Source organism: Vibrio sp. AK197 (assembly GCF_053903115.1).
The window spans coordinates 2,077,895-2,103,878 of the sequence record NZ_CP096430.1 but is presented as its reverse complement, the minus strand read 5'-3'; the positions used below and the strand labels follow the sequence as shown (position 1 = coordinate 2,103,878).

The window sequence follows — 25,984 nt, the reverse complement described above, 5'->3', positions numbered from 1 at the left end:
ATTTAACATTTTGAACTCGTATAATCCTTCCTCTGTAGCGCGCCCTTAGCTCAGTTGGATAGAGCACGTGCCTTCTAAGCATGTGGTCACAGGTTCGAATCCTGTAGGGCGTGCCATTTATTTAAGGCGTTGGCATTGATTTGCCAGCGCCTTTTTCGTTTCTGCTTTTTATACATCCACTTGTGTTGTGTCCTCGCACTGAGTTGTCGTTATTTGACCAACCAATCCACGAAACAGGGGTGATGTTAATCACAAAAACTGTTAATATCTCGTCACTTTGAAAGTTGGCTAATGCCAACTTTTTGCTTATTTACCATCCAACAACTTGGAATTTCTTGTGCTAACGACTGCAAACATCACCATGCAATTTGGCGATAAGCCATTGTTTGAAAACATCTCGATTAAATTCGGTAATGGCAACCGTTACGGCCTGATTGGTGCGAACGGCTGCGGCAAATCTACGTTTATGAAGATCCTGAGCGGTGAACTTGAGCCATCGGCTGGGTCCGTGGCGATCGATCCTAATGAGCGTATGGCAAAGCTTGGTCAGGATCAGTTTGCGTTTGAAGAATTTTCTGTGGTCGATACCGTGATTATGGGCCACAAAGAGTTGTGGCAAGTAAAAGAAGAGCGTGACCGTATTTACGCTCTGCCAGAAATGTCGGATGAAGATGGCATGCGTGTTGGCGATCTAGAAACCGAATTTGCCGAAATGGATGGCTACTCTGCAGAAGCGCGCGCCGGTGAACTGTTACTTGGCCTTGGGATTCCTGAAGAGCAACATTTTGGGTTGATGAGTGAAATCGCTCCGGGTTTAAAACTGCGTGTGTTATTGGCGCAGGTGCTTTTCGCAGAGCCTGAAATTATGCTGCTTGATGAGCCAACCAACAACTTGGACATGCATACCATTGCCTGGCTTGAGCAGGTGTTGCTCGCACGTAACTGTACAATGATCATCATCTCGCACGACCGCCACTTCCTAAATACCGTGTGTACCCACATGGCAGATTTAGATTACGGTGAACTGCGTCTATTCCACGGTAACTATGATGAATACATGGTTGCGGCGGAACAAGCTCGTGAGCGCTTGCATGCTGACAACGCGAAGAAGAAAGCTCAGATTGCCGAGCTACAAACCTTTGTAAGTCGTTTCTCTGCTAACGCATCAAAAGCGAAACAAGCGACGTCGCGTCAAAAGCAATTGGAGAAAATTCAGTTAGACGAAGTGAAGCCTTCAAGTCGTCAATCTCCCTTTATTCGTTTTGACCAAGAGAAAGAGCTATTCCGTAATGCATTGATTGTTGAAGGCCTGAAGCAGGGCTACGAAGATAATATCTTATTCAACGACGTCAACTTGATGGTTGAAGTCGGTGAGCGCATTGCCATCATCGGTGAAAACGGTATTGGTAAATCAACCATGCTAAATACATTGGCTGGTGTCATGGAGCCGATGTCTGGCGACATCAAATGGTCAGAAAATAGCAATATCGGCTTTTATGCTCAGGATCATGCCCATGACTTTAGCGAAGACATGACGTTACTGGACTGGATGGGGCAGTGGAAAAAAGAGGGTGACGATGAGCAAACCGTTCGCGGCATTCTTGGACGCATGCTGTTTTCTCAAAATGACATCAAGAAGTCGGTGAAAGTCATTTCGGGTGGTGAGCAAGGTCGTATGTTGTTTGGCAAAATGATCATGCAAAAGCCAAATATCTTGTTGATGGATGAACCCACTAACCATATGGATATGGAATCGATTGAAGCCTTGAACTTAGCGCTTGAGAACTACAAAGGCACATTGCTGTTTGTATCTCATGACCGTCAGTTTGTGTCATCAATTGCTACGCGTATTATTGAAATCACAAAAGACGGCGTCCATGATTTCCACGGTACTTACGATGAGTATCTAGCGAAGCAGGGATTAACGGGTTAACTCGTCGCTTACTAAGAAAGCCATCGCCATGTGCGGTGGCTTTTTTGTTTCACCATATAAAAAGTGGCTAGTTTATCGGTAGTATGCATTTTTAATGGTGAAAGAGGGAGTTAGTGATAAGAGTCGTGATGGCCAATGTCGAAGCTCAATCTGTGAGTTGCAAGCCCTGTGTTAAATCTCATCAGAACACCGAATCAGTAACTTTTAATGGCGATTTGAGCTGCTACATTTGTATATGAGGTATTTATAAACTCACACTTTAATCCATTGATAAAGGGGTTTCTATGTTAGGCGAAAATCATTCTTTAGCTCACGAATTTCCAGAACACTTGGATAAAATCAGCGAACTGTCCAAGACCGATGAGTCGTTCAGTTCGAGTGCAAGTCACTATAATGCACTGGATAAAGAAATTCGGGTTCTTGAGTTGAGGGGAAATCCTATTGATGACCAAACAATGAATCAGATGAAACTGGAAAGGGCAGAGCTCAAGGATTTACTCCATCAACGGATTATTCGTGCTAAGTAGTCCATCTCTATTAATGAAAACCGCTTGTTCAAGCGGTTTTTTTATGTCACTTTTCAACGCATTATTCGCACTCCAGTCACCATGCTGGTCTCGTGCTGTTCAAAGAGGTGATGAAAACAGATGGAAGTCGACGATTACGATCTTAAGATACTCGGATTACTGCAAGATAATGGGCGTCTGACAAATCAGGAATTGAGCGAGTTGGTCGGTTTGTCGCCTTCTCAATGTTCTCGGCGTCGAATTAATCTCGAAAATAGCCAACTTATTCTCGGTTACCATGCACGCCTCGCACCTCGGGCATTGCAGCAAGAGGTTATCGCGATGATAGAAATTAAATTGTTGAACCATGGGCAAAACAATACCGCGACATTTTTAGCGTTCATCGATCAAGATAAAGCGGTCGTGGAGGCGTTTAAAACCACGGGTGAGGCTGATTATCTTCTCAAATGTACCGTTTCTAACTTAGATACTTTGAACGATTTAGTGAACCGTATCTTCACGACTCAAGCCATTTCTCATATCAAAACCACGGTCGTATTAGAGCGTCTTAAAGAGCACGGTACAACGATCACCAAATTCTAAATTACAATTTATGCACATATCTATCGAAGTTTGCCTTAATGACGCACAAATTGGCTGATTATGGTTATTTGTTGCATGTTTTGGCGGTTTTGTTGATACTTGAACACAGCTTAAGCGTGGTGTTTGACGGATTTAAGGAAGAGGTATGTCTAGCGTATCAGCAATGAAAATGGAGCATAAATGGTTTGAGGATGTGCTCGCATTAGTAATGGGAACCAGCTTGGTTTCATTTGGTGTGTTGTTTCTCAAACAAATCGGCATGATTACCGGAGGAACCGCTGGGTTATCTCTGTTTCTGCATTACAAAATGAACATCGAATTTGGAACGGTGTTCTTTCTTATCAACTTGCCCTTTTATTATTTGGCGATTCGGCGAATGGGGTGGTTTTTCACCTTGAAGACCTTTATCGCCGTTGGCATGGTGTCATTCTTGACTAACACTCAAGGCCAGTTTATTCAGCTTGGTGAGTTGAACCCGCTGTATGCAGCAATTTTTGGTGGTTTTCTGTTTGGTACCGGGTTTATTATTCTGTTTCGCCACAAAGCCAGTCTAGGTGGTTTCAATATCCTCGCGCTCTATTTGCAAGACAGATTCGGCCTTCGCGCCGGATGGTTTTTAATGACGGTGGATGTGGTTATTATGCTGGTTTCCCTATCAGTGGTCGGATTACGAGAGTTGCTGCTTTCAATTGTCTGCGCACTGATTCTTAACTTGGTGATTGCGTTGAATCACCGTCAAGACCGTTATCACGGATAAACAAAAGGAGATGTTGGGTGTTTGATCGTGTTACCTCATACGCTGGGGACCCTATTCTGTCATTGATGGAACGATTTATGGCCGATGAGCGTGCGGATAAAGTGAATTTAAGCATTGGTCTGTATTATGACGAAGCGGGGAAAATCCCGACGTTAGAGTCGGTTCGTGTGGCTAAACAACAGCTTGCTGAAATGGGTGAAACGCCGTGTGTGTACTTACCGATGGAAGGCATGCAGCCATTTCGTTCTGCCTTGCAAAAATTGGTATTTGGCGAAGGGCACAAAGCGTTACTTGAAAAACGTGTCGCAAGCATCCAATCTCTTGGTGGATCCGGCGGTTTAATGATCGGTGCCGATTTTCTCCATCACTACTTCCCCCATTCACAGGTATGGGTCAGTGATCCGACATGGGAAAATCATCATGCGATTTTTGCTGGCGCTGGCTTTGAGGTAAACACTTATCCGTATTTTGACCGTGAAACGAATTTGCTCGCTTTTGCCGCGATGATCGACACATTGAGCACGTTACCAGAGCAAAGTATCGTGTTACTTCATCCGTGTTGCCATAATCCAACGGGCGTTGATCTCACGCCAGAGCAGTGGGATGAGGTGATTGCCATTATTAAGCATCGCCAACTGATTCCATTTTTCGATATGGCGTATCAAGGATATAGCGATAACCTAGACGCAGACGCGTACGTGATTCGTCAAATTTCTAATGATCCACAGTTGATCGCGTTTGTCGCAAATTCATTCTCAAAAACATTTTCTTTGTATGGTGAACGTGTCGGCGGGTTATCGGTCGTTTGCCAAGATCCTGAACAAGCTGAAAGAGTGCTCGGACAGCTTAAAGCGACGGTAAGACGCAATTACTCTAGCCCAGCCAAGCATGGTGCGGCGATTGTTTCACAGGTATTGAACGAAGCAGAACTACTCGCGACTTGGCAACAAGAAGTCGAGAAAATGCGTGACCGCATGAGCCAGATGCGGATTCGTTTACACGCTGATTTACGTGAGTTATGCCCTGAGAAAAACTTTGATTACTTACTTAAGCAGCGTGGAATGTTTAGTTACACAGGGTTTACGTCGCAGCAAGTTGATACGTTGCGCCAAGAACATGGCATTTATTTGATCAGTAGCGGGCGCATGTGCGTCGCGGGCCTGAACGAAAGTAATGTTCATCGTGTTGCCAAAGCGATTGCTGCCTTATAAGCACATGATTGACTGATAATCGAATAGCAAAAGCTCGATACTGAAAAGCTTCGAGCTTTTTTATTGATGCACCATTTATTACCGCTTCCTGTTTGGTCGCCGTTAGGACAATTAGGCACAGGCCTTCAACCAAGCAATGTAAAATGGAGCGAAGCGTGTATAAGATTTTATCGCTATTGATGATGACAGGATTAATCGGCTGTACGCCTTTAAGTATGCAGGCCACTGAGCAACAAACGCCACAGCAATGTGTCGGAGTGATGACTTCACAAGATGCTTATGGCTATATGGAGCCCTCACATTACACCGTGCAGGTTTTGGCGCTTAAGCAAGAAAAAGACGTTCAGCAATACATCAATAATATTGACCCAAAACACCCTGTCTGGGTTAACTGGAAACAAAGCCGCGGTACACAGTGGTACGCTGTAACGGTGGGTGATTTTGCAACTAAATCAAAGGCGCTTCAAGCGATGACATCGCTTCCTGTTCATGTTAAGCAATCATCACCGTTCGTGATGAGTTTTGCTGAAATGAAGCAAAAGCAACAAACGAATGTTGTCAGAATGCGTTAGTGTTCTTCTTTTTTTAGCCTCCGCTGAGAGGCTATTTTCTCTCTGTCCCTCTGTAAACCATTCACACACTTTGTGATCATTCTTTTTCCTTATCTTTGAAATGGTTTATTCACTTAATTGCCAATAAACACTTATATTTTCTGTCTCATATCCTTTACTTTCCCTAAAGTTAGAAGGGTTAAATGCTAATTTATTTGGCAGTTTAATAGTGAGTGATATTGATGAATATATAAGCCAAAAGTATTAGTTGGTTCCTTAAATAATTTCGACCTATCAATTTTTCATGGATTTATTTTTTCTAATTATGGAGTATTTCGCTAAATGGTGATATTTTTTCTGTTTATGATGTAATAATATTTCATCTTATTGATTGTACTTATGTATCACATTAAGTTAATGATAGTTATGGTTATTTTTTACTTGGTTATTTGTGTTTTTATTTAATTTAAATAGTAAAATAAATAGCGATAGGTAAATCTTTTTATCCAGTGGGTAATTTATAAATAAAGTGTGACCTTAAAGCGTTATTCCTGATGGTTTGTTCTTATGATAATTGCTGTATGTATGGACAAATTAGCTAATATTTCTTGAATTGGAATTTGATAACAGATGCGATAATTAAATATCGATAAAAATACCCCACAAAATAAATCAAATCTTGAATCCTGAACGGGGTGTTCAATGTATAAATATAAACTTTCTGTACTCGAAAAAGTGGGGTTCGGCGCTGGTGATATGGCGGTGAACGTCGTTATTTCATCAATGATGTTGATCATCACATTCTTCTATACCGATATCTTCGGTATTCATGCCAAAGATCTTGCGATGCTATTTATTGTGGTGCGCTTAATCGATGCGGTGACGGACCCTGTGATGGGGATGCTTACCGATAAATTTGATACCAAGTGGGGCCGCTACCGACCTTATTTGCTGTTTTTATCCGTACCATTTGGCCTTTCAGTGTATTTGACCTTCAGTACGCCAAGTGTCGATTACAACATGAAACTGGCCTATGCCTACGCGACCTATATTTTGGTCACCATCATGTTTACTGCCGTGACTATCCCATACATTTCTCTAATCAGTGTGATGACCGATGATCCCAAAGAGCGCCTATCCGCTAATGGTTATCGATTGTTCTTTGCCAAAATTGCGGCGTTCTTAGTGACGATCATCGTACCGCAACTTGCAGCCACTTGGGGGGAAGATAATATTCAAGCTGGCTACCAATACTCAATGGGATTGATGGGGTTAATGGGCACGTTGCTCTTCCTGTTCTGTTTCCTAACTACCCGTGAACGAGTCGAGCATCAGGTTGAGAAAAAACCGTTTAGACAGCAGGTCAAATTACTTGCGCAAAACGACCAGTGGTTGATTCTGTGTGGCGTGTGCGTCACAGGGACGGTGGGTTATGTTATACGTGGCTCGGTGGGCGCTTACTACGCCAAATATTATTTAGGTGGCGATGCAGGGACGATTTCTGCATTTCTGGCTACTGGCGTAACCGCCGCGATATTGGCAATGGTCGCATCAACTTGGATAACCAAACGTTACTGTAAAATTAAACTGTTTAGATACACTCAGATCGCTGTATTGATTCTAAGCGCATTGATGTACTTCTTAGTGGGCCGAGACGATATTGCACTCGCATTTGTCATGTATTTCTTGATCTCCTTTGTCGTCGATTTGCATGCGCCAGTGTTCTGGTCTGCGATTGCTGAAGCGGTAGACTACGGTGAATTTAAGTCTCGTGAACGAGTGTCTGGATTGGCATTTGGTGGCATTTCGTTTAGTCAAAAATTCGGAATGGGTATTGCTGGCGCAATAGTGGGTTGGTTATTAACCTTCTTTGACTACGTACCTAACCAAGAGCAGACAGAAACGGCACTGACTGGCATTGCTCTAATGCTGACGATCATTCCGGGCTTATTCCACTTCCTGATGGGCGCCCTGATGTTTAAGTATAAAGTGACGGATGCTTACTATCACACGATGACGGCGCGTAATATCTTATCAGATGGTAGCAGCGTCCACCCAGCTCAAGCTAAGGACGAAGAACCACCACAAACGCAACCTGTGACGGTAAAATAACGCCTAGTTAATTGGCTAATAAAAAAGGTGAGCGCAATGCTCACCTTTTTTGTTTTTCTCTTATTAATATTGCTTTTGCCCTTGATCGTGGCGATTGTCTTGCCTCATGTCGCTTATCTAGTACGTGTCACGTAGGCTAGGCATAACTCTAATTAATACAGGATCTCAATATGATACAGACAGAAAGACTGATATTACGACCTTGGCAACCTGGTGACCGTCAAGCACTGTTTGATTTATGTTCTGATCCGCAAGTCATGCGCTATTTTCCTCATCCGCTCAGTCAACGAGAAAGTGATGAGCTGTTACAACGGCTGATTTCGCTGATCGCTAAACGCGAAGGGTGGGGGTTTTGGGCTGCTGAAGCAAAGCACAGTGGTGAGGTACTTGGGTTTATAGGGTTACATGAACAAGATAAGCACAGCGGCATTCCCGGCTCGCCTTTTGTTGAAATCGGTTGGCGGTTGAAAGCACATTGCTGGGGGCAAGGATTGGCGGTGGAAGGCGCGAATGCGAGCCTGGATTATGCGTTCAAGATTTTGCAGAAGCCTAAAGTTTGCGCATTTACTACAGTAACCAATAGCCCCTCGAGGCGAGTGATGGAAAAGATCGGTATGCGCAATACACAGCAAGATTTTGATCATCCTAAGCTTGAGGTGGCGCACCCCTTGTCTCGGCACTGCTTATACCAAATAACTTACGACGAGTGGTTAACCCTTCGCCAAGGTCGATAAAACCTAGGTTTTGACAAAAATTCATCGCAGTGTCATAAAAAATTCATCAAGATATGGATTGAGAGTTGGCGTAAATTTCATCATATTGTCATTATCGTGTAACAAAGAAAGAATGTAGGAGCGCCCATGCAACATCAAGAAATGATTCACCCTTCCGAATTTGGCTTAATCAGCCGTATCTGCATTTTTTCGGTTGCAGCCATGGTTAGCGTGTTTGCGATATTGTAATTGCAGATTGCCCTAAAAATGTGAAAAGCGAGACTGGATATCCAGCGTCGCTTTTTTGTGACTGGATTCACGGCAACTACTTATGATAGCGTGCTCTTAACGTTTAATTTTTGTTAATGAGTTGTTTATGTCTAACTGGACGACGCTGCCTTTCTCGACTCGCTTTTCTGAGCTACCAAATGATTTTTATACCTTGGTATCACCGACACCCTTGGAGAGTACACGTTGGGTGGCATGGAATCAGCCTTTAGCCGAGCAACTAGGATTCACTTCTGATGACGCGCAAAGCGCCGAACTAAAAGCTGCACTCAGCGGCGAAGCTTCATTTTCCGCGTTTAAACCGCTAGCGATGAAATACGCTGGGCATCAATTTGGTGTTTACAATCCCGATCTAGGGGATGGTCGAGGGTTGCTGCTGGCCGAGCTCACTGATCGCTATGGGGACGTGTATGACTTGCATTTAAAAGGCGCAGGTCTTACGCCGTATTCGAGAATGGGGGATGGGCGTGCGGTACTGCGCTCGACCATTCGCGAGTATTTGTGCAGCGAAGCCATGGCTGGACTTGGGATTCCAACCACGCGCGCCCTTGGCATGTTGGTCAGTGAGACGCCGGTGTATAGAGAGCGTATTGAACCTGGCGCATTGCTGGTGCGTGCGGCGCAATCACATATTCGATTTGGTCACTTTGAGCACTTCTTTTACACCAACCAAATGGAGAATTTGCAATTATTGGCTGACAAAGCCATCGAATGGTACTGGCCGCATTTGAGCGCTGATGAAAAGCCCTACGCGGCTATGTTTGAGTGCATTGTTGATTCAACGGCAAGAATGATAGCGCTTTGGCAAGCCGTTGGATTTGCTCATGGAGTGATGAATACCGATAACATGTCGATTCTAGGGCAAACATTTGATTACGGCCCTTTTGCGTTTTTAGATGACTATGAAACGGGCTTTATTTGCAATCATTCAGATTATCAGGGGCGTTACGCTTTTGACCAGCAGCCGCGAGTGGCTTTATGGAACCTTTCGGCGTTGGCGCATGCACTATCACCGCTTATTGAACGTGATGATCTGGAACGTATTTTGGCTCAGTATGAGTCGGCTTTAAGCCGCCATTTCAGTGCTCAAATGCGCAGCAAGCTCGGTTTAATTCGCTCACTTCCTGAAGATGGAAAACTGTTCGATGGGATGTTTGAGTTGTTAAGTCAGAACCAAACGGACTACACACGCTTCTTTCGCGCATTATCTTGCATTGATCAAGCAGGGAGCCAGCCTGTCATCGATCTGTTTATTGACCGCCAAGCTGCAGCGTCATGGTTGGCGTTGTATATAGCGCGATGTGAATTGGAGAGAGATGGTGAAGGTCAGCCATTGAGTGCTGATCTGCGCTGCCAAGCAATGCGTAAAGTTAATCCTAAGTACATTTTACGTAACTATCTGGCACAAATAGCGATACAAAAAGCAGAGCAGGGAGATTTCAGTGAGGTAGCGCATTTGGCGTTGTTATTGTCAGCGCCTTTTGACGAGCAACCACAGCATGATTCGTACGCTAATTTACCGCCGAGTTGGGGCAAAAAGATGGCGATCAGTTGCTCTTCTTAGCCTTTACCCTGTCACCCCTTTGGCGAGATGTAACATTGGGCTAAAAGGGGTGACCAAATTGGTGGAAAGCCACCCATTTCACACCAAAGAATGAGTCATAATTTACCCATCTTGTTAATGAATCATTAACTTAGTTAACATTTTTATCGTATCTTTATTTTTTAATCTTTGATTTTTAAGGTTATTTTTTATATTTTTAAACTTGGCTTGTTTGTTGCTCTTATGTTAACAGTCAGTGCTCATTGATTGGGCCTGAATACCAACAAGGAGAATAACAAATGAACAAGCCTCTAACCCTACTATCTGCTTCCATCATCGCAATGACGAGCTTCACTGCCGCAGCGAATTGCGACCCAGGTGAACTGGTTATCAAGTTTAGCCACGTAACCAACACCGACAAACACCCCAAAGGAATTGCCGCGTCACTGCTAGAAAAACGCGTTAACGAGGAGATGAATGGCAAAGCTTGTATGCAAGTTTTCCCGAACTCAACGCTTTATGATGATGACAAAGTGTTAGAAGCGCTGTTAAACGGGGATGTGCAATTAGCCGCTCCATCACTTTCTAAATTTGAAAAGTTCACCAAAAAGTTCCGCCTTTTCGACCTTCCTTTCCTTTTTGATGATGTCCACGCCGTTGACCGCTTCCAAAATTCAGAAGCGGGCGAAAAGCTGAAAAATGCCATGAACCGTCGTGGCGTGAGAGGACTAGAGTTTTGGCACAACGGCATGAAACAAATGTCTGCAAACCAACCTCTTGTACTACCTGAAGATGCGAAAGGGTTGAAATTCCGTGTCCAGGCATCGGATGTGTTGGTTGCCCAATTTGAGCAACTGGATGCTAACCCTCAAAAAATGTCGTTTGCTGAAGTATACGGCGGCCTGCAAACCAAAGTTATTGATGGGCAAGAGAACACTTGGTCCAACATCTACGGTAAGAAATTCTTTGAAGTTCAAGATGGTACGACAGAGACCAACCACGGGATTTTGGATTACCTAGTCGTAACATCAACGAAATGGTGGGACAAGCTTCCGACCGATGTGCGTGACCAGTTTGCCACCATTTTGAAAGAAGTGACTGAAACTCGTAATGCCGAATCAAGCAAAGTTGAAATGCAAAACAAACAGTACGTGATTGAAGCGGGTGGTGTGGTACGTGAATTGACGCCAGAGCAACGTCAGCAGTGGGTTGATGCTTTGAAACCGGTATGGAAGAAATTCGAAAAAGACATTGGTTCTGACTTGATTGATGCGGCATTGGCTGCCAACAAACAGTAAATCAACTTGGCCTCATCACGTGGTGGTGAGGCCAGATTCTAATAATAATGACCATCAAGGCGAAGTATCATTATGGAACAGTCATTTTTTGCTAAAGTCGGCGCCTTCACCGACAAAGTGGAGGAGACGCTCATTGCCTTTTTTCTCGGGGCTATGACACTCTTAACTTTTGTCAACGTGTTAGCGCGTTACCTATTTAACGACAACATTTTGTGGGCGCTAGAGCTCACTGTCTTCATGTTTGCGTGGATGGTATTGGTTGGGGCTTCTTACGGCGTTAAAAAACATTTCCACATCGGGGTCGATGTGGTGATCAATATTGTCCCGGATGCGATGCGTAAACTATGTGCATTGCTTGCTGTCGGCTGCTGTTTAGCATTTTCTGTTTTACTGCTGATTGGTGCTTGGAATTATTGGTATCCGTTTGCAACCGAGCGCGCTTGGTACGAAACCGATGATATTCCGATGCCAGAAATGCTGCAGTTTCTTGCTGATCTTATGAACGAAGGCGAACGCTATGAAAAGCTGCCACGTTTCATTCCTTATATGGCGCTCCCTTTGGGTATGGCTTTGCTTACTTTCCGTTTTCTGCAAATTTTAGTGCAAATCCTGACCGGAAAACTCGACCGAATGATTGCAGGTCATGAGGCTGAAGAAGATCTCGAAGCGCTGAAAGCTGATATGGGCGATGTTGAGCAGGCCATGTCAGTCAATGCTGACGCAAATAATAAAAAACACAACGAGGAGCGTTAAGCCATGGCGATTTTATTTCTATTTTTAATGGTCATCGGTTTTATGTTAATCGGTGTTCCTATTGCTGTTTCTCTCGGGCTTTCGAGCGTTATCTTTCTGATGATCCATTCAGAAGGCTCTTTGGCTTCCATTGCGCAAACGCTGTTTAACGCGTTTGAAGGGCATTACACATTATTAGCCATTCCATTTTTTATTTTGGCCTCAAGCTTTATGTCTACCGGTGGTGTGGCCAAGCGTATCATCCGTTTTGCGATTGCAATGGTCGGCTGGTTCCGAGGCGGTTTGGCCATGGCATCGGTGGTGGCGTGCATGATGTTTGCTGCCCTGTCCGGTTCCTCACCTGCAACGGTGGTTGCCATCGGTAGCATCGTGATTGCCGGCATGGTGAAAAATGGCTATACCAAAGAGTTTGCGGCTGGGGTTATTTGTAACGCTGGGACATTGGGTATCTTGATTCCACCGTCGATCGTGATGGTGGTTTACTCTGCGGCAACGGATGTGTCGGTTGGGCGTATGTTCCTCGGCGGCGTGATCCCGGGATTGCTCGCAGGGTTGATGTTAATGGTCGCTATTTATATCACAGCGCGAGTTAAGAACTTACCTAAGCAGCCTTTTGTCGGATGGACAGAAGCGTTAAAAGCGGCAAAAGATGCGAGCTGGGGGCTACTGTTGGTGGTTATTATCCTAGGCGGTATTTATGGCGGCATTTTTACGCCAACCGAAGCGGCCGCTGTCGCAGCTGTTTACGCCTTTTTTATTGCTAACTTCATCTATAAAGACATGGGGCCATTTGCCGATAAGCAAAATGGTAAACCTGTTGTGGTCAAAGTGTTCCAGTCTTTGGTTCATAAAGACACTCAAGCAACCCTATTTGAAGCGGGTAAGCTCACCATCATGTTACTGTTTATCATTGCTAATGCATTGATTTTGAAACATGTGCTTACCGAAGAGCGTGTCCCGCAAATGATTACGGAATCCATGCTCTCTGCCGGACTTGGGCCAATTACCTTCTTAATCGTGGTCAACGTGCTATTGCTGATTGGTGGTCAATTCATGGAGCCGTCTGGCTTGTTGATTATTGTTGCACCATTGGTTTTCCCTATCGCGATGGCACTCGGTATTGATCCGATTCACTTGGGCATCATTATGGTGGTGAACATGGAGATAGGAATGATTACGCCGCCGGTGGGGCTGAACTTATTTGTGACCGCTGGGGTGGCTAAAATGTCGATGATGAGGGTGGTGAAAGCCGCGCTGCCTTGGGTGGCAGTGATGTTCCTATTCCTGATCATCGTCACTTATGTTCCTTGGGTGTCGACTTGGTTGCCAACCACCTTTATGGGCCCAGAGATCATTACTAAATAATTCGAGTAAGATAATAAAACGAGGAGGCTTAGACCTCCTCGTTGATTTTTTTTACCCAGCCGATACGCGGATCAATCCGCTTTCTTCGATCATAATATGGGTATTTCTGTTTGCTTTTACGCCGATCTTCACCGGAGCGTTGTTCTTGATGATAAGTCCCATCAATCAAAACGGTTTCAGTGATGTACGGTATTTTTATTTTGTCGCCCACGTCGATCTTTCACCTAGCCATATGCTCGACAGCGTTTGATTATCGAGCAAGATGACCGTTCAACCAAGCTTGGGTATTAGTTCTTAAATGCCTCTTTTTCAATCTGATACTTTTGCATTTTGTCATACAAAGTTTTGCGAGCTAGGTTAAGCTTCTCCATCGTTAGCTTAATGCTGCCACCGCATTCAATGAGGGCGTGTTCAATCGCCGATTTTTCAAACTCCGCGACTTGTTCAGCAAGGCTGTTTTCACTGACGACAGGGACAACGGAGTCGCCTAACTGATTCAATTTTCCCAGTAACACAAAACGCTCAGCGGCATTACGCAGTTCACGCACGTTACCAGGCCAAGTATGATTGAGGAGCGTTGATAAATCGCTGGCGGGTAAGGCTGGCGCGGTTTTTCCATAACGCGCCGCGGCGACCAGTAAAAAGTGGTGAAACAGAGCGGGAATATCTTCTTTACGCTCACGTAGCGGAGGGAGGTCTAAGGTGACGACATTAAGTCGATAGTAAAGATCAGCGCGAAACTGGCCTTCATCAGCGGCGTGCTTGAGATTGACTTTTGTGGCGGCTATGACTCGAATATCTAGAGGCAATAATTCATTGGAGCCGACTCGCTCAAGGACGCGTTCTTGTAATACGCGTAGCAGGCGAATTTGTGCTTGCATTGGCATCGATTCAATTTCATCAAGAAACAGCGTGCCGCCTTGCGCATGTTCGAATTTGCCGATTCGCTGACTGTCAGCGCCGGTGAATGCGCCTTTCTCATGCCCGTATAATTCACTTTCGATCAGGTTCTCGGCTACCGCGCCACAATTGATCGCGACAAAATTATTTTCACGGCGAGAGCTCTGCTCATGAATCGAGCGAGCGACCAACTCTTTGCCTGTGCCTGTTTCACCAAATAAAAGAATATCGGCATCGGTATCCGCAATATGAGTGATGGTGTCACGCAGCTGTTGAATCGACTCTGTGTCACCGATAATTCGCGGACCGAGTGTCTGGCTTGCTTTGAGTGACCGCTTGAGCGCTTGATTTTCCAACCATAACGAGCGCTTTTCTAGCGCGCGTTGTGTGGTGTCAATTAAACGGTCAATGGCAAAAGGCTTCTCTATAAAGTCATAAGCGCCGTTTTGTAGTGCATTAACAGCCATGGAGATGTCTCCGTGACCTGTAATCAGAATGACCGGAATCTCAGGGTCTTGATGCACCAGTGTTGCAAGAAGCTGTTCACCGGAAAGCCCGGGTAAGCAGATATCAGTAATAATTACTTTAGGTAAGCCATGTTCTTTTATTGCTAATAGCGCCTCTTCGGCGCTGGCGAAAAACTCGGCAGAAATATCTTCTAGCTCAAAACTTTGTTCGATCGCAATTCGAATATTGCTCTCATCATCGATGAAATAAACGTCCGACATCAATTACTGCTCCTTAAATGGCAACGTAATGGTAAAGCGTGCCCCGCCGAGGGGAGACGATTCGGCAGTTAAGTCCCCATCCATTGCTTGTATAATTTGTTGTGAAATTGACAGCCCCAGACCCAACCCATTTTTCTTGGTGGTGTAGAAAGGTTCAAACAAACACCGTACCTGTTCATCACTGATTCCGGGACCATTATCATCAAGGTAGATGATGAATCGTTCAGCTTCGCTAACACAGATAAGATGAAGCTGTTTGTTGGCCGTATCTTGCAGGGCCTGAAGGGCGTTAGTAATAAGATTGACCAATACTTGTTCAAGCTGAATGGGGTTGATCATTAATTTAACCGGAGAGGCGGGGAGTCGAACTTTGAGTATCGCTCCACTGGTTTTAATCTGCGCATCCAGCAAATCAATGGCTGATTGAATAACCGGCGCGACGAGAGCATGGATTTGATCGCTTGAGTCTGATTTGCGAGCAAATGATTTTAATTGTTCGCTGATTTTCGCCATCCGCTCCGTTAATGCAGAAATGCGAGATAGGTTGTCGTCTACCCGCTGTGGTTGCTGCTTAGCTAAGAAGCGCCGAGCGTTATCTGCAAAGCTTCGAATGGCAGCAAGAGGATTGTTCAGCTCATGACTGATGCTTGTCGACATCTGGCCTAGCACGGCAAGTTTCGCTGCTTGTACGAGTTCATCTTGTGTTTGCCTCAGCTGATGTTCTGTTCTTGTGCGCTCCAAAATCTCGGCTTGGAGTTCAGCCGTGCGCTCCATGACCAAAAACTCCAATTTTTGTTTGGCTTCCGATTGCAGTTGTTCAAATTGGCGCTTGCGCTGTTGGCGATGGCGCATTAACTGATAAGTAAGATAAATCACCGAGAAAATTAAAATTTCGACTAAGACAAAGGCAGCAGTTGACCAAAATAGCACCCGCTTAGGGGTTAACACTCGAAACGTGAGTTTTAGCCCGGGGACTAAACGCGAAGTCACCAAATAGTCACTAAACCAGCCACCAACAAAGGGGGTTGTCAGTTCCGAGGTGGTGGCAGTGAGTCTTCCTAATAATCCGAGCGAGGGAAGAGGCTGAGTATGGTACTGGCGGCTATCAACAATGCGAGCTTTGAGGTCGGGTTTTAAATCCGTCAAACTGTGAAACAGCCATTTAGGTTCGCTGGACATGAAAACAACATTGTATTCGTCCGTGGCCACCATCGAGCTGGTGGCACTCTGCCAATTGTCTTCTATTGCGGTGAGGTCCATTTTGACGACCACGACGCCAATGTTTTCCGCAGCATAAGTGACGGGATGGGCATAGTAATAACCTCGAGAACCCGAGGTGGAGCCCAACGCAAAATATTGGCTTGAAGCACCTTGAATGGCTTGCTTGAAGTAAGGACGCCACGCAAAGTTTCGGCCAACGAAGGTTCGGCTCAAATTCCAATTGCTTGCCGCAATGGTTGTACCGTATTGATTGAGCAAGTACGTATCTTCCGCCTCTATGACTTGATTGACTTGTTCTAAATAACGGTGGGTAATTTCAATTTGTGCAGAGTTAGTTTGGTTTTGTAGGGCTAGCACTAACTCTTTGTCTTTGGACAGTAATTGAGGTATGTGCGCGTACTTGTCGATCCTTGTCACAATGTGATTGGTGAACTTATCGAGCTGCGCATGGTGTTCTTGGACCAAGGTTTGGTACTGATGGTGCCAAACGACAAACCAACTGATAACGGTGAGTACCGTAAACAGGAAAAGTATCAACCAACTGGTTTTACGACTTGGTGACATCTGCTGCTTTTCTCTTACATTCCATTAACGCTAAGACTAAAGCTTTTTGTTACAAACGTGTGCTTTGAGATGTAAAAACTGTGCGCCAAAACAAGAGCAAGCTCTCTTTTTCTCTCTCGGATTAAAAAAAATCGTCGTTTCTCTTGAAAAAACATTTAATGTCCCCATTTTTGCTCTGTTGCTTAACGGATTTGTTCGATTTTGGACCAGTTAAGTGGGAATTTAGGGGTTTGTGCGTCCGGTCAGGGCGATTAGCTCGACAGGGCTGAATGACCTCGCTAGAATGCGGCGTCTGAAATTTTATCCTGAGACTAATCAGAGATACCTTTATTGCACTAAAGATATCACTTATTAGTCCGGCTTTTGGCTAACTTAGCTGAAGTCGATTCTCGATTTAGAACGTGTGATTACGCACACCAAGGATGCAGTTTTCTTACTGAATCAGTAAGTCAACTCTCATGCTCAGATAGACTGAGCCAGTTTTGAGGTTAATGAATAATGCAAGCTACTGTTGAAACGCTAGAAGGCCTAGAGCGCCGTCTTAACATTACTGTTCCTGCCGCAAACATTGAAGATGCAGTGACAGCTGAACTACGCAACATCGCGAAGAACCGTCGTTTTGACGGCTTCCGTAAAGGTAAAGTGCCTTTGAAGATGGTTGCTCAAATGTACGGCAAAGCGGTTCGTCAAGACGTACTTGGAGAAGTGATGCAACGTCACTTCATTGAAGCTATCGTTAAAGAAAAAATCAATCCAGCAGGCGCTCCAACGTTCGAACCTGTGTCAAACAAAGAAGGCGAAGATCTTGTATTCAACGCTACTTTCGAAGTTTACCCAGAAGTTGAACTGAAAGGTCTTGAGAACATTGCGGTTGAGAAACCACAAACTGAAGTTCAAGATTCTGACGTAGAAGAAATGATCGACACGCTACGTAAGCAGCAAGCAACTTGGAAAGAAGTTGACGAAGCTGCGGCTGACGGCAAACGCGTGACTATTGATTTTGTTGGTTCTATCGACGGTGAAGAGTTTGAAGGCGGTAAAGCTGAAAACTTCCCTCTAGAAATGGGCTCTGGCCGCATGATTCCAGGTTTTGAAGACGGTATCGCAGGCAAAACTGCTGGTATGGAATTTGAGATCGACGTTAACTTCCCTGAAGATTACCATGCAGAAAACCTAAAAGGTAAAGCAGCGAAGTTCGCTATCAAAGTGAGCAAAGTTGAAGATCGTGAACTTCCTGAAGTCAACGATGAGTTTGTGTCTAAATTTGGTGTTGCAGAAGGCGGCATTGACGCTCTGAAAGCAGAAGTTCGTAAAAACATGGAACGCGAACTGAAGCAAGCTGTGAAGAACCGCATCAAAGAGCAAGCGCTTGACGGCCTAGTCAAAGAGAACGAGATCGATGTGCCAGCAGCACTTATCGATCAAGAAATCGGTACACTACGTCAACAAGCGGCACAACGTTTCGGCGGTAACCCAGAAGCAGCTGCTCAACTTCCTCGTGAACTGTTTGAAGAGCAAGCAAAACGTCGCGTAATGGTTGGTCTCCTACTTGGTGAAGTGATCAAGTCTGAAGAGCTAGAAGCGGACGAAGAGAAAGTGAAAGCGCTTATCGAAGAGATGGCAACTGCATATGAAGATCCATCAGAAGTTATCTCTTACTACGAGCAAAACGAGCAAATGATGCAAAACATGCGTAACGTGGCTCTAGAAGAGCAAGCGATTGACGCGATCATTGCGAAAGCACAGGTTACTGAAACCGCAGTTAGCTTCAACGAGCTAATGAACCAACAACAGCCTGCAGCTTAATAATATCTTGTGTAGAAGGTTGACTTAACGTTAACTATTCTGCTAACAATGGTCCGTATGATAAATATCATCCGGGCCATTTATTTTAGGGACATAAGAATATGAGCTACCAAGAAAAAAATGAAATGTCGCCAATCTTAGACGCGCTAGTACCTATGGTGGTGGAGCAGACTTCTCGAGGTGAACGTTCTTACGATATCTACTCTCGTTTGCTGAAAGAGCGCGTGATTTTCTTAACTGGTCAAGTTGAAGACCACATGGCAAATCTTGTCGTGGCCCAACTGCTTTTCTTAGAGTCAGAAAATCCAGATAAAGATATTTTCTTATACATCAACTCACCAGGCGGTAGTGTGACTGCGGGGATGTCAATTTATGACACCATGCAATTCATTAAACCAAATGTGAGCACAGTATGTATGGGACAAGCATGCTCAATGGGCGCCTTCTTATTGGCTGGTGGTGCGCCAGGCAAACGCTATGCACTACCAAACTCTCGTGTCATGATTCACCAACCATTAGGTGGGTTCCAAGGCCAAGCGTCTGATATTCAGATTCATGCCCAAGAGATTTTGAGCATTAAACAAAAACTTAACTCTTTACTTGCTGAACACACAGGTCAGCCGATCGAAGTGATTGAGCGTGATACTGACCGCGACAACTTTATGTCCGGTGAAGACGCAGTGAAATATGGGTTGGTTGACTCAGTATTGACACACCGCGCTGAATAATCGCGCGGATTGTTTAGCGCAATTCAAGCTAATTTGATATACACTCAATCTATAAAGAGTTAAAGGCTAAGAGGTTAGCGAATGACAGATAAAGGCAAAGAGAGCAGTGGTAGTAAGCTTCTTTACTGCTCTTTCTGTGGCAAAAGCCAACACGAAGTTCGCAAATTAATTGCTGGCCCATCCGTTTACATTTGTGATGAATGTGTCGATCTATGTAACGACATCATTCGTGAAGAAATCAAAGATGTTCTTCCTAAGAAACAATCGGAGGCGTTGCCAACGCCACGTGAGATTCGTGAACACCTTGATGATTATGTGATTGGGCAAGATTACGCGAAAAAAGTGTTAGCGGTTGCTGTTTACAACCACTACAAGCGTTTACGAAATGGAGACACCACGAGTGAAGGCGTAGAGCTCGGTAAGAGTAATATTCTTCTCATTGGTCCAACGGGTAGTGGTAAAACATTGCTTGCTGAAACCTTGGCTCGTTTCCTAGACGTACCGTTTACGATGGCAGATGCGACAACCCTGACTGAAGCAGGTTATGTCGGTGAAGATGTCGAAAACATCATTCAGAAACTGCTGCAAAAATGCGATTACGATGTAGCGAAAGCCGAACGCGGTATTGTCTACATTGATGAAATCGACAAGATTTCTCGCAAAGCTGAGAACCCATCAATTACCCGTGATGTGTCTGGCGAAGGTGTTCAGCAAGCGCTGCTCAAATTAATTGAGGGTACTGTGGCTTCGGTTCCACCTCAAGGTGGTCGTAAGCATCCTCAACAAGAGTTTTTGCAAGTTGATACGTCGAAGATTCTCTTTATCTGTGGTGGCGCTTTCGCTGGCCTAGATAAAGTGATTGACCAGCGTGTTGCAACAGGTACAGGTATTGGTTTCGGCGCAGAGGTTCGCTCTAAAGATGAGTCTAAGACTGTCGGTGAGCTGTTCATGAAAGTAGAGCCAGAAGATTTGGTCAAATACGGTTTGATTCCAGAATTCATTGGTCGCCTACCGGTCACGACAACATTGACTGAACTTGACGAAGAAGCGTTGATTCAAATCTTGTGCGAACCAAAGAACGCGTTGACCAAACAATACGCTGCGCTATTTGAATTGGAAGATGCCGAGCTAGAGTTCCGTGAAGATGCACTCCGTGCTATTGCTAAAAAAGCAATGGAACGTAAAACTGGTGCTCGTGGCTTACGTTCAATCCTTGAAAGTGTCTTACTTGAAACCATGTACGATCTTCCTTCAATGGATGATGTCAGCAAGGTTGTGATTGATGAGTCTGTGATTAAAGGGGAATCTGACCCATTGTTGATTTACAGCAATTCAGACAACCAAGCAGCGGGCGCAGAGTCCTAATTTTCTGACTTAACATCTAAAGGAGGCAATTCAAGCCTCCTTTTTTTTATTCTTCCATTGAATCCAATCAATTAGCCCCCATATACTGCAAAAGAGAGTAAGCGGAAGAGAGATTAATATGAACTTGGAACGTTCCGAACGTGTCGAGATCCCAGTACTACCTCTGCGAGACGTAGTAGTTTACCCGCATATGGTAATTCCTTTGTTTGTTGGTCGTGAGAAATCGATCGCCTGCCTTGACGCAGCGATGGATAACAACAAGCAAGTATTGTTGGTCGCGCAAAAAGAAGCAGATACCGATGAACCGTCAAAAGACGATTTGTTTGAAGTTGGTACCATTGCGACCATTCTGCAATTATTGAAATTGCCAGATGGTACGGTAAAAGTACTGGTTGAAGGCCAGCAACGTGCGAAAATAAATCAATTTATTGACAACGAATTCTTTACGGCGGACGCAGAATATCTCGTGACGCCAGAGCTTGATGAACGTGAGCAGGAAGTGATTGTTCGCAGTGCCATCAATCAATTTGAAGGTTTCATTAAGCTCAATAAGAAGATTCCACCGGAAGTTTTGACCTCACTTAATGGCATTGATGAAGCTGCGCGTCTTGCAGATACCATCGCCGCTCACATGCCATTAAAACTTGCCGATAAGCAGAAAGTTCTGGAAGCTTTGGATGTGACCGAGCGTCTTGAGTTCTTGATGGGGCAAATGGAATCGGAAATTGACTTACTGCAAGTTGAGAAGCGTATCCGTGGCCGCGTGAAGAAGCAGATGGAAAAATCCCAGCGTGAGTACTATTTGAATGAGCAAATGAAAGCCATTCAGAAAGAACTTGGTGAGATGGATGAAGCGCCAGACGAATTTGAAACGCTGAAGCAGAAAATCGAAGAATCGAAGATGCCGCAAGAGGCGCGCGAAAAAACCGAACAAGAGCTGCAAAAGCTAAAAATGATGTCGCCAATGTCGGCAGAAGCGACGGTTGTTCGCGGGTATATCGATTGGATGATCGGCGTGCCATGGCACAAGCGCTCAAAAGTTAAGAAGAACTTGGCAAAAGCGGAAGAAGTTCTTAACGAAGACCATTATGGTCTAGAGCGCGTAAAAGATCGCATCCTTGAATACTTAGCGGTGCAAAACCGAATCAACAAGCTTAAAGGGCCTATCCTTTGCTTGGTTGGTCCTCCTGGGGTTGGTAAAACATCTCTTGGACGTTCGATCGCCGCGGCCACAGGGCGTAAATACGTTCGCATGGCTTTAGGTGGGGTACGTGACGAAGCGGAAATTCGTGGTCACCGACGCACTTACATTGGTTCGATGCCAGGTAAGCTGATTCAAAAAATGTCGAAAGTTGGCGTTAAAAACCCACTGTTCCTACTCGATGAAATCGATAAGATGTCGTCGGATATGCGTGGCGACCCTGCTTCTGCATTGCTTGAAGTGCTTGACCCTGAACAAAATAACTCGTTTAACGACCACTACCTTGAAGTTGACTACGATTTATCAGATGTGATGTTTGTTGCGACTTCAAACTCGATGAATATTCCAGGGCCACTACTGGATCGTATGGAAGTCATTCGTCTTTCTGGGTATACCGAAGATGAGAAGCTAAACATTGCTAAACGTCACTTGGTAGAGAAACAGATTAAACGTAATGGTTTGAAACCGAATGAAATCGTGCTTGAGGATTCCGCCATTATTGGTGTTATCCGTTATTACACTCGTGAAGCAGGCGTACGTAATCTTGAGCGTGAGATTTCAAAAATTTGCCGTAAGGCGGTTAAGAACATCTTGCTCGATAAAGATCTGAAGAGTGTTACTGTCAATATGGACAACCTTCAAGAGTATCTTGGTGTTCAACGTTTTGACTACGGTAAAGCGGATGACAGCAACCGGATCGGCCAAGTTACTGGTCTCGCCTGGACGGAAGTCGGTGGTGACCTGCTGACTATCGAAACTCAATCAATGCCAGGCAAAGGCAAGCTAACGCAAACCGGTTCTCTTGGTGATGTGATGCAAGAGTCAATCCAAGCGGCAATGACGGTTGTACGTTCTCGCGCCGAGAAATTAGGCATCAACGAAGATTTCTACGAAAAACGAGATATTCACGTTCACGTACCAGAAGGCGCCACGCCTAAAGATGGTCCAAGTGCGGGTATCGCAATGTGTACTGCTCTCGTTTCAAGCTTAACAGGTAACCCTGTGAAAGCTGAAGTCGCTATGACGGGTGAGATTACTCTGCGTGGTGAAGTATTACCGATTGGTGGTTTGAAAGAGAAGCTTCTCGCTGCGCATCGCGGCGGCATCAAAACCGTACTGATTCCGAAAGACAACGAGCGTGATTTGAAGGATATTCCGGATAATGTCATCGCAGATCTTAAGGTGATTCCAGTACAATGGATTGATGAAGTTTTGACGGTAGCATTAGAGCGACACCCCGCAGGTGTTGAGCTAGACGTCGTAAAATAGTGATATGTAGCAAAAATAAGTAAAAGATTACGCTGATAAGTCCAAAAAAGGCTTGTCAGCGTTTTTTTTGGACGCTAACTTTAGCGAGTATAGCGTGAAGCCTTGATATATAAGGTTTTGCGTTATCTTTGAAACTTAATGGAACGACCGTCACCAAAAAAAATAATAATTGGTGACCTAAAGGGGAATCACAGTGAATAAAACACAATTAGTAGAAAAAATTGCTGGCAACGCAGACATCTCTAAAGCGTCAGCGGGTCGTGCGCTTGACGCATTCATCGAAGCAGTAAGTGATACGCTTCAATCTGGTGACCAAGTAGCGCTTGTTGGTTTTGGTACTTTTAGTGTACGTACTCGTGCTGCACGTACTGGCCGTAATCCTAAAACTGGCGAAGAAATCCAAATCGCAGAAGCGAAAGTTCCATCATTCAAAGCTGGTAAAGCACTTAAAGACGCTTGTAACTAATAAAATGGCCGTAACGGCTAATTTTTTAGAACCTTTTTAAATTATGCGCATCATACTGATGCGCATTTCTTTTTCTGGTATCATCGCGCTATTAATTTTTGAGATATTAAAGCTTCGTACCTACAAGCCCTCAATGGGTACAGCAATCTTCCTGGAGAGTAGTTAAATTATGATGGAGCGGTTACGCGAAGGCGTGAATAGCATCGCGGTAAAAATTATTTTAGGACTGATTATCCTATCTTTTGTTTTTGCTGGTATAGGCAGTTACTTGGTCAGTGGTAGCAATAACGCAGCGGCAAAAGTCGGTAATTCCGAAATCGGTCGTGGTGAGTTTGAGCAAGCGTATCAAAACGAACGCAACCGCATGCAATCGCAACTCGGTGACTACTTTTCCAATCTTTTGGGCGACCCTGAATACGTCGCTTCATTCCGTAAATCAGTGTTGGACCGTTTGATTAACGACCGCCTACTTCAGCAGCATGCTGAGTCATTAGGTCTGCGTGTTAGTGATGCGCAAGTTCGTCAAATGATTCTTGATATGCCACAGTTCCAGACCGATGGTGAATTTGATCAGCAAATTTATCAATCAGCGTTACGCCGAGCAGGGTATACACCAGAGAACTTTGCTGAATATTTGCGCCAAGATTTGGTTCGTAACCAGCTGTTATCAGCGATTCAAGGCAGTGATTTCTCATTGCAAAGTGAAGTTGAAGCACAAGGTAAGCTGATCACTCAAACTCGCGACATTCGTTCGTTAACGCTTAACATTGACGACTACGCGGCAAAAGTCTCTCCAAGTGACGACGAAGTACAAGCGTATTACGACGAACATCAGGATGATTATACCCGCCCAGAACAGATGAAAATTGCGTATGTTGAACTGTCAGCAGATCAGTTGAAAGACAACGTTACAGTGACGGATGAAGATGCGAAAGCATACTACAACGAACATCTTGATAAATATTCAACGGCGGAACAACGTAAAGTGAGCCATATTTTGGTTCAAGGGGATGATGAAGAAAAAGCCCAAGCCATTCTTGACCAACTGAATAACGGTGCTGACTTTACTGCTGTGGCTAAAGAGCAATCTGAAGATGTCGGTAGTGCAGAACAAGGTGGTTCGCTTGGTTGGATTGAGCACGATGTGATGGATCCTGCATTTGAAGAGGCTGCCTTTTCGCTCGAAAACGTAGGTGATGTATCTGGCCTAGTAAAATCTTCGTTTGGATACCACATCATCAAACTCGACGATGTTAAAGCGCCAGAGTCAAAACCATTCGATGACGTTAAGTCTGACATTGTTGCTGAGTTATCAGAACAGCAAGCGCTTGATACATACTATGAGCTGCAAAATGAGTTAGAAACAGTGGCTTTTGAAAGCCCTGATTCGCTAGATGAAGCGGCTAAAGTGATTGGACAGCCAATCAAAGAGACTGATTTTGTTTCAGAGCAAGACGCGCCAGAGCTATTGACTGCACCACAAATTCTCGATGCGCTCAATACCGTGGAAGTGAAAGAAGATGGCTTAAACTCAGAAGTGCTGGAAGTGGCTCCTGAGCATGTCATCGTTGTTCGAGTAAACGATCTCCGCCCAGAAACAGTGCTGCCTCTCGAAGAGGTTCGTGATGACGTAGTTGCCGCGATTGCAGATGACCAAGGTCAAGAACAAGCAATGGAGCTTGCCGATAAGCTGGTTACAGCATTAGAAAAAGGCGACGATAGTGTGCTTGAGCAAAATGGGGTGGCTTTCGGGGAACTTGAGAAAATTGACCGTAGTTCCCCACTAGCAGAACGTGTGTTCTCTATGCCAAAACCGAGTGATGACACTAAACACTATGCACAAACTCAAGACGCTGACGGTAATGTGGTGATCGTAGAGTTAGATAATGTAGAAGCAAACGTCGATTCTGAAATGAACGAACGTATTGGACAGCAAATGGTGCAGATGAGTGCCCAGCAAGACTTAAACGGCTTACTTAATATTTTGCGTAACAATACGGATATCGAGTATTACGCGGTGGGGCAGTAATCAACTCCTGATGTAATATTTAAATATATCAATAAGGGTCGCATTCGCGGCCCTTATTATTTTGAGGGTGAAGT

The 25,984-nt window shown here is 44.7% G+C and carries 21 protein-coding genes and 1 tRNA gene; 19 read left to right on the top strand and 3 right to left on the bottom strand.

All coding sequences use genetic code 11. From position 1 onward, the window contains the following. The first annotated feature begins 39 nt into the window (after positions 1–39). The 13 genes from M1D72_RS16865 to M1D72_RS16805 all read left to right on the top strand — a co-directional run bounded on the left by M1D72_RS16865 (position 40) and on the right by M1D72_RS16805 (position 13,633). Positions 40–116 (top strand) — tRNA-Arg (locus tag M1D72_RS16865). 221 nt (positions 117–337) lie between these two features. After that, entirely contained in the window at positions 338–1,933 is a 1,596-nt protein-coding gene (locus M1D72_RS16860; RefSeq protein ID WP_456295949.1) for an ABC-F family ATPase, read from the top strand. A gap of 284 nt (positions 1,934–2,217) precedes the next feature. Continuing rightward, positions 2,218–2,460 carry a YdcH family protein gene (locus M1D72_RS16855; RefSeq protein ID WP_456295948.1) on the top strand — a complete coding sequence of 81 codons (243 nt, stop codon included), beginning with the start codon at positions 2,218–2,220 and terminating at the stop codon, positions 2,458–2,460. A gap of 120 nt (positions 2,461–2,580) precedes the next feature. Next, positions 2,581–3,042: an Lrp/AsnC family transcriptional regulator gene (locus M1D72_RS16850; RefSeq protein WP_390189226.1), complete on the top strand. Its 462-nt coding sequence runs from the start codon at positions 2,581–2,583 to the stop codon at positions 3,040–3,042. Positions 3,043–3,205: 163 nt separating this feature from the next. Beyond that, the gene (locus tag M1D72_RS16845; protein ID WP_456297417.1) at positions 3,206–3,799 is read left to right on the top strand and encodes a YitT family protein; all 594 of its coding nucleotides are present in this window, start codon (positions 3,206–3,208) and stop codon (positions 3,797–3,799) included. A 17-nt stretch (positions 3,800–3,816) separates the two neighbouring features. Beyond that, the gene (locus tag M1D72_RS16840; protein WP_456295947.1) at positions 3,817–5,010 is read left to right on the top strand and encodes an amino acid aminotransferase; all 1,194 of its coding nucleotides are present in this window, start codon (positions 3,817–3,819) and stop codon (positions 5,008–5,010) included. A gap of 155 nt (positions 5,011–5,165) precedes the next feature. Then, positions 5,166–5,582, top strand: a complete 417-nt coding sequence (locus tag M1D72_RS16835; protein WP_456295946.1) for an SPOR domain-containing protein — start codon at positions 5,166–5,168, stop codon at positions 5,580–5,582. Between the two features lie 681 nt (positions 5,583–6,263). Further along, positions 6,264–7,673, top strand: coding sequence for an MFS transporter (locus tag M1D72_RS16830; protein WP_390189230.1), 1,410 nt, complete (start codon positions 6,264–6,266; stop codon positions 7,671–7,673). A gap of 170 nt (positions 7,674–7,843) precedes the next feature. After that, positions 7,844–8,407 carry a GNAT family N-acetyltransferase gene (locus M1D72_RS16825; protein WP_456295945.1) on the top strand — a complete coding sequence of 188 codons (564 nt, stop codon included), beginning with the start codon at positions 7,844–7,846 and terminating at the stop codon, positions 8,405–8,407. Between the two features lie 355 nt (positions 8,408–8,762). Next, positions 8,763–10,238 carry a protein adenylyltransferase SelO gene (locus M1D72_RS16820; protein ID WP_456295944.1) on the top strand — a complete coding sequence of 492 codons (1,476 nt, stop codon included), beginning with the start codon at positions 8,763–8,765 and terminating at the stop codon, positions 10,236–10,238. Positions 10,239–10,516: 278 nt separating this feature from the next. Next, entirely contained in the window at positions 10,517–11,515 is a 999-nt protein-coding gene (locus tag M1D72_RS16815) for a DctP family TRAP transporter solute-binding subunit (RefSeq protein ID WP_390189233.1), read from the top strand. Between the two features lie 72 nt (positions 11,516–11,587). Beyond that, positions 11,588–12,268 carry a TRAP transporter small permease gene (locus M1D72_RS16810; RefSeq protein ID WP_456295943.1) on the top strand — a complete coding sequence of 227 codons (681 nt, stop codon included), beginning with the start codon at positions 11,588–11,590 and terminating at the stop codon, positions 12,266–12,268. Positions 12,269–12,271: 3 nt separating this feature from the next. Next, on the top strand, positions 12,272–13,633 hold the full coding sequence (locus M1D72_RS16805; protein ID WP_390189235.1) for a TRAP transporter large permease: 1,362 nt from the start codon (positions 12,272–12,274) through the stop codon (positions 13,631–13,633). 28 nt (positions 13,634–13,661) lie between these two features. Here the strand turns inward: M1D72_RS16805 and M1D72_RS16800 are convergent, their stop codons facing one another. The 3 genes from M1D72_RS16800 to M1D72_RS16790 all read right to left on the bottom strand — a co-directional run bounded on the left by M1D72_RS16800 (position 13,662) and on the right by M1D72_RS16790 (position 17,046). Continuing rightward, on the bottom strand, positions 13,662–13,844 hold the full coding sequence (locus M1D72_RS16800; RefSeq protein WP_390189236.1) for a hypothetical protein: 183 nt from the start codon (positions 13,842–13,844) through the stop codon (positions 13,662–13,664). A 76-nt stretch (positions 13,845–13,920) separates the two neighbouring features. Beyond that, on the bottom strand, positions 13,921–15,261 hold the full coding sequence (locus M1D72_RS16795) for a sigma-54-dependent transcriptional regulator (RefSeq protein WP_456295942.1): 1,341 nt from the start codon (positions 15,259–15,261) through the stop codon (positions 13,921–13,923). 3 nt (positions 15,262–15,264) lie between these two features. Then, on the bottom strand, positions 15,265–17,046 hold the full coding sequence (locus M1D72_RS16790; protein WP_456295941.1) for an ATP-binding protein: 1,782 nt from the start codon (positions 17,044–17,046) through the stop codon (positions 15,265–15,267). Positions 17,047–17,544: 498 nt separating this feature from the next. Between M1D72_RS16790 and tig the strand changes: the two genes are divergently transcribed. The 6 genes from tig (at position 17,545) to ppiD (ending at position 25,910) form a co-directional block, all read left to right on the top strand. Continuing rightward, a complete protein-coding gene (gene tig, locus M1D72_RS16785) occupies positions 17,545–18,852 on the top strand; it encodes a trigger factor (protein WP_390189239.1) in 1,308 nt (435 codons plus the stop codon). 101 nt (positions 18,853–18,953) lie between these two features. Further along, entirely contained in the window at positions 18,954–19,580 is a 627-nt protein-coding gene (gene clpP, locus M1D72_RS16780) for an ATP-dependent Clp endopeptidase proteolytic subunit ClpP (protein ID WP_390189242.1), read from the top strand. An 81-nt stretch (positions 19,581–19,661) separates the two neighbouring features. Continuing rightward, positions 19,662–20,945 carry an ATP-dependent protease ATP-binding subunit ClpX gene (clpX, locus tag M1D72_RS16775; protein WP_390189244.1) on the top strand — a complete coding sequence of 428 codons (1,284 nt, stop codon included), beginning with the start codon at positions 19,662–19,664 and terminating at the stop codon, positions 20,943–20,945. Positions 20,946–21,063: 118 nt separating this feature from the next. Then, positions 21,064–23,415: an endopeptidase La gene (lon, locus tag M1D72_RS16770; protein WP_390189245.1), complete on the top strand. Its 2,352-nt coding sequence runs from the start codon at positions 21,064–21,066 to the stop codon at positions 23,413–23,415. 193 nt (positions 23,416–23,608) lie between these two features. Beyond that, entirely contained in the window at positions 23,609–23,881 is a 273-nt protein-coding gene (locus M1D72_RS16765) for an HU family DNA-binding protein (protein ID WP_390189246.1), read from the top strand. 169 nt (positions 23,882–24,050) lie between these two features. Further along, on the top strand, positions 24,051–25,910 hold the full coding sequence (gene ppiD, locus M1D72_RS16760; protein WP_456295940.1) for a peptidylprolyl isomerase: 1,860 nt from the start codon (positions 24,051–24,053) through the stop codon (positions 25,908–25,910). Positions 25,911–25,984: the final 74 nt, after the last annotated feature.